General features: G+C 51.9%; 4 protein-coding genes. 2 read left to right on the forward strand and 2 right to left on the reverse strand.

What is annotated here, in order from left to right; genetic code table 11:
- Positions 1 to 128: 128 nt before the first annotated feature.
- A complete protein-coding gene (locus V6D20_15155; protein ID HEY9817118.1) occupies positions 129 to 1139 on the reverse strand; it encodes an ArsJ-associated glyceraldehyde-3-phosphate dehydrogenase in 1011 nt (336 codons plus the stop codon).
- 169 nt (positions 1140 to 1308) lie between these two features.
- On the opposite strand from V6D20_15155, the gene V6D20_15160 reads away from it, so the two are divergent.
- Positions 1309 to 1521 (forward strand): hypothetical protein, encoded by a 213-nt coding sequence (locus V6D20_15160; GenBank protein ID HEY9817119.1) that lies wholly within the window; start codon positions 1309 to 1311, stop codon positions 1519 to 1521.
- Between the two features lie 512 nt (positions 1522 to 2033).
- Here the strand turns inward: V6D20_15160 and V6D20_15165 are convergent.
- Positions 2034 to 2930: a fatty acid desaturase gene (locus tag V6D20_15165; GenBank protein ID HEY9817120.1), complete on the reverse strand. Its 897-nt coding sequence runs from the start codon at positions 2928 to 2930 to the stop codon at positions 2034 to 2036.
- Positions 2931 to 3121: 191 nt separating this feature from the next.
- Between V6D20_15165 and V6D20_15170 the strand changes: the two genes are divergently transcribed.
- Complete coding sequence (locus V6D20_15170; protein HEY9817121.1) at positions 3122 to 4378, forward strand: TetR family transcriptional regulator; 1257 nt, start codon at positions 3122 to 3124, stop codon at positions 4376 to 4378.
- Positions 4379 to 4423 lie beyond the last annotated feature (45 nt).

Here is a 4423-nt window from a genome sequence, read left to right on the forward strand (position 1 = left end):
CCCCAGTCGGCAGCGGTGACGAGGGCATAATTACGCACCCCTAGGGTTTCAGCGGTCGTGGAGGGAGTCATGGAGATTAGAAGGATTTAGGTAAGACAGTCTACAGATAAAATGCTTAGGCGCAGGGATTAATCGAGAGCGATCGCCACCTTGCGAGTCAGGTCTGCCATGCGGCAGGAGTAGCCCCATTCGTTGTCATACCAAGCCAGAATCTTCACCTGGGTGCCATCCACTACCATGGTTGAAAGGGCGTCAATGATAGACGATCGGGGATCGTCTTTGTAGTCAATAGACACTAGGGGACGTTCTTCATAGCCCAAGATGCCTTTTAGATCACCCTCAGCAGCGGTTTTAAGGAGCTGATTGACTTCCTCGACCGTGGTAGGGCGCTCCACCTCAAACACACAGTCAGTTAACGAAGCATTCAGCAGCGGCACACGAACGGCTAAACCATTCAGCTTACCCTGCAGTTCTGGATAAATTAGCGTGATAGCGGTGGCTGATCCGGTTGTGGTGGGAATTAGGGATAGGCTAGTGGCCCTGGCCCGGCGTAGATCCTGATGGGGCGCATCTACAATCGTTTGGGTATTGGTGTTGTCATGGATCGTGGTAATGACCCCATGCTTGATCCCCAAACCTTCATGAATCACCTTGACCACCGGCGCTAGACAGTTGGTGGTGCAAGAGGCCGCCGTGAGTAAATGATGCTCATCGGGATTATAGAGATGATCGTTGATGCCATAGACCACATTCAACGCACCCTGCTTCACAGGAGCCGCCACGATCACCTTCTGGACACCACGTTTGAAATAGGGCTCCAATACCTCCGGCGTGCGAAACTTGCCAGAACATTCCAAAACAATATCAACCCCCAGTTCATCCCAAGGCACCTCGCCCGGCGTGCTGTAGTCACTAAATGTCACAGATGCTCCATCAATGGCGATCGCCTCGTCTCCAACCGCCTCAACCTCCGGCGTCCAGCGACCATGGACCGAGTCAAACTTCAGCAAATGGGCAGCAGCAGCAGTGCCGCCTTTCACCTCGTTAATATGGACAAAGTCTAGTTCGGGCCAATGCCAAGCAGCCCGCAAAACCAAACGACCGATACGTCCAAACCCGTTGACGGCAACCTTCACCATACATCCTCCGCTGTTCTTTCATCTTGTACATCCTTCGATGAACGATCTGAGTGAGCAGAGGCACTCCACTGGACAGGGGGTAACTCATGCTGATACTTATCAAATCAAAAAAAATTGATTTGTCAAGCTATCTAGAACACATTAGCGACTCTTGCTAGGTTGAACGTGAGTGCAACGGAGATCAGCAGGCTTGCCTATAGCGATCGCCACTCCCGTTAGGGCAACGCAGCGATTCCATCAGCAGCTAGGAGATATCGATCAAGCGATCGCTGATCTCCACCAAGCAGCCGCCTGTTTTTGCAACCAAGGGCACATGAGGGCCTATCGGCAAACCCTAGCGCTGCTCAAGCGTTTGCAGTTTCCACCCTCGTTAGTAGGCTAAGAAATTTAACCTTCTGATCGTCATGCTAACGATATTAACTACCTTAGTAGGTTTTGTCCCACTGTTATTTGCCGCGACTGGATTTTGGCCGCCCTTAGCTATCTGCATAGCTGGTGGATTAGGTGGCACAACGATTTTAGCGCTGTATGCGGTACCTAGTGCTCATTTGTTATTGAACGATCCTCAACGACGATCTCGTGATTCAGAGCGTACCTCAATGACGTAGCCCCAACCTATGATCTGCTTGAGGGCAAGGTTCAGACGAACTGATAGATGGATAAGATTATATCAAATTCGGTTAGATGCTCTATATATTCAAGGCTTTGGTAGTACCTGGAGTCTGTAGTTCCCTTGATAAGGAGGCAGCGCAGCGGGGGATTGAATGCAGAATCTCCCAGCTATGAACATTCAACCGGATTTCATAGTAGTCTTGCCTTAGAGCGATCGCTTCATAGAAAACTGGGCCATGGTTGACATAGCCCAGTTGGTTAATTCATATCAAGTGTGATTGTCTACGCCTTTTTGGCCGGTAGATCCGGGGGCATAATCACTCGCTTGGCAATACCCATCATTTGCAAGCCGCGAATCACCCACCAAGTTGGATCTACTTCCCACCAAGTTAGGCCAGCCTTCGCAACGTTAGGGTGGGCATGGTGGTTGTTGTGCCAGCCTTCGCCATAGGTCAACAGCGCTGCCCACCAAAGGTTACGGGAATTATCACTGACCTCAAATCGACGGTAGCCCCATTTATGAGTTGCAGAGTTAATTAACCAGGTAGCGTGCCAGACAAGGACTAAACGCACTGCCAAGCCATAGATAACAAATGACCAGCCGCCTAGGGCATAGAGGAGTAAGCCTAAGGGCACTTGTAGGAGCAGGAAGTAGCGATCTAGCCATTGGTAGTAGCGATCGCGGGCTAGGTCGGGAACATATTTAACTAATTCTTTACGATCAAATACGCTGGGTCGATCATAAAATAGCCAGAGGATATGGCTCCACCAAAAGCCTCGACGGGCTGAATAGGGATCCTTATCCACATCTTCGGTGTACATATGGTGCTGACGGTGTCCAGCTACCCAGAAAGTTGGCCCACCTTGAACAGCTAGAGCTCCCATGGTGGCAAAGAAGTATTCCACTGGCTTGGGAACACGGAAGCTGCGGTGGGTGAGCAAACGGTGATAGCCAAGGCAAATGCCGATGCTAGCGCAGAGCCAATGGAGGGCAAGCATCACGCCTAGGGCAGACCAAGAGAAGAACCAAGGTGCGAGGAGCGCCACGGCATGAACGCTGCCGAAGAAGAAAATACTCACCCAGTGGATCGGGAGCGATGATGGATCCATGGGGATAGTCTGAGGGGCACGATCGCTCTCAGAGAGGGGCCGTGGCGCAGATTGAGGGTTTGCTGTCATAGTCAGTTGACATCTCAAGGGTGAAGGATCATAAGCGCTCAAACCTGCTCGACTGCTCCGATGTACCCTCGGTGAGAGACCAGGGTGGAGAAAGATGCGATACAGTGGATGCAAGTGATGCTTACACTGTGACTATAACAACCCTTGCAGCAAAATTGCAAGTAATACTTACATTTTCTTTAGAAAGGCCCATGTCAGAGTCTCGACCTTCCACCCATGAACGGTTGATGCAGGCTGCTCTTAGCCTGTTTCTTCACCAAGGAATCACCGAAACCACGACGCGGGAAATTTCCGACCAGGCTGAGGTGAATGAAGTCACCCTGTTTCGTCATTTTAGAAGCAAGCATGGCTTGCTTTTGGCGCTGTTGGAAGCCAGTCATGGAGACTCCTTCAGGGCGATCGCTCCTGAATTTTTGCCCCTGCCAAGCAGTTTATCCCAGGCGCTGCAGAGCTATGGTGCAGCCTGGTTGCAGCAGTTGGAGGCTGTCCCCGAATTTGTGCGATCGCTGGTGGGTGAGTCGGGGCTTTATCCTCCAGAGACTCGTCAAGCTCTGGGTCAGCAGCTTCAGCAGATGAATCGTTATACTCAGGACTATCTGCAAGTAGCACTGTCAAACGATCCTCAGCCCTTGACCGTGCCGCTGGAGACGGTGGCGGGGTTGCTGAACACGCTGGTGTTGGGCTACGCGGTACTGGAATTGAGTAGCGATACCCATGGTCTGCTAGGAGGCGATCGCGATCGCTTTTTGCAGCAACTGCCGACCTTAGTTTTAAATGGCGTGCTGGCCACCGAGGCCTCTTCCCCCTTGCCCTCGGCTTTGGTACTGCATCAGCCGTTGGCAGAAGCGGTGGTGGATTTGCCAGCCGGGCTCGTGCGATCGCTGTTGTTGCGGGCTAAGAAACAGGGGGCTCAGGACTACGCCATCGCCTATGTGCTATTTGGGGCGGGGCTACGACCAGGGGAAGTAATTGCCTTAGAGCGATCGCATCAGGTAAGTGATAGCCAACAGCATCTTATTCAAGTGATGCAGGATAATATCCGTCAGGTGCCGCTCAATCGATGGATTTTGGGTCATCGCTATGGTTCCCATACCCGAAACCCGTTGACCCAATGGCTGAAGAATCGCAAGGATGATCATCCCAGTTTATTCATCACGGAGGACGGCGATCGCTGGTCGCTGGCAGCGTTACAAACCTGGTGGCATCAGCTTGCAGATGGACTGGTGGCTCCCAATGGTGCGCCACCCCGTCTTGATCAAGCCCGGCAAACTTGGTGCATTGAAATGTTGATGCGGGGCATGAGTTTGGAGAATCTCAGTATTTTAACGGGGGAGTCGGTGGAACAGCTACAGCCCTATGCCAGGCGATCGCGGGAACGAATTGCCCTAGAGCAAGCGATCGCCATCGATCACAAGGGAACTGTGCGGGAGGAAGGAGGCTTACCCTAGAAAAATAGATATATCTTAGCTAGATCAAGCTCCTAGGATGATCTC

It is taken from the genome of Candidatus Obscuribacterales bacterium (genome assembly GCA_036703605.1).
Taxonomy (GTDB): domain Bacteria; phylum Cyanobacteriota; class Cyanobacteriia; order RECH01; family RECH01; genus RECH01.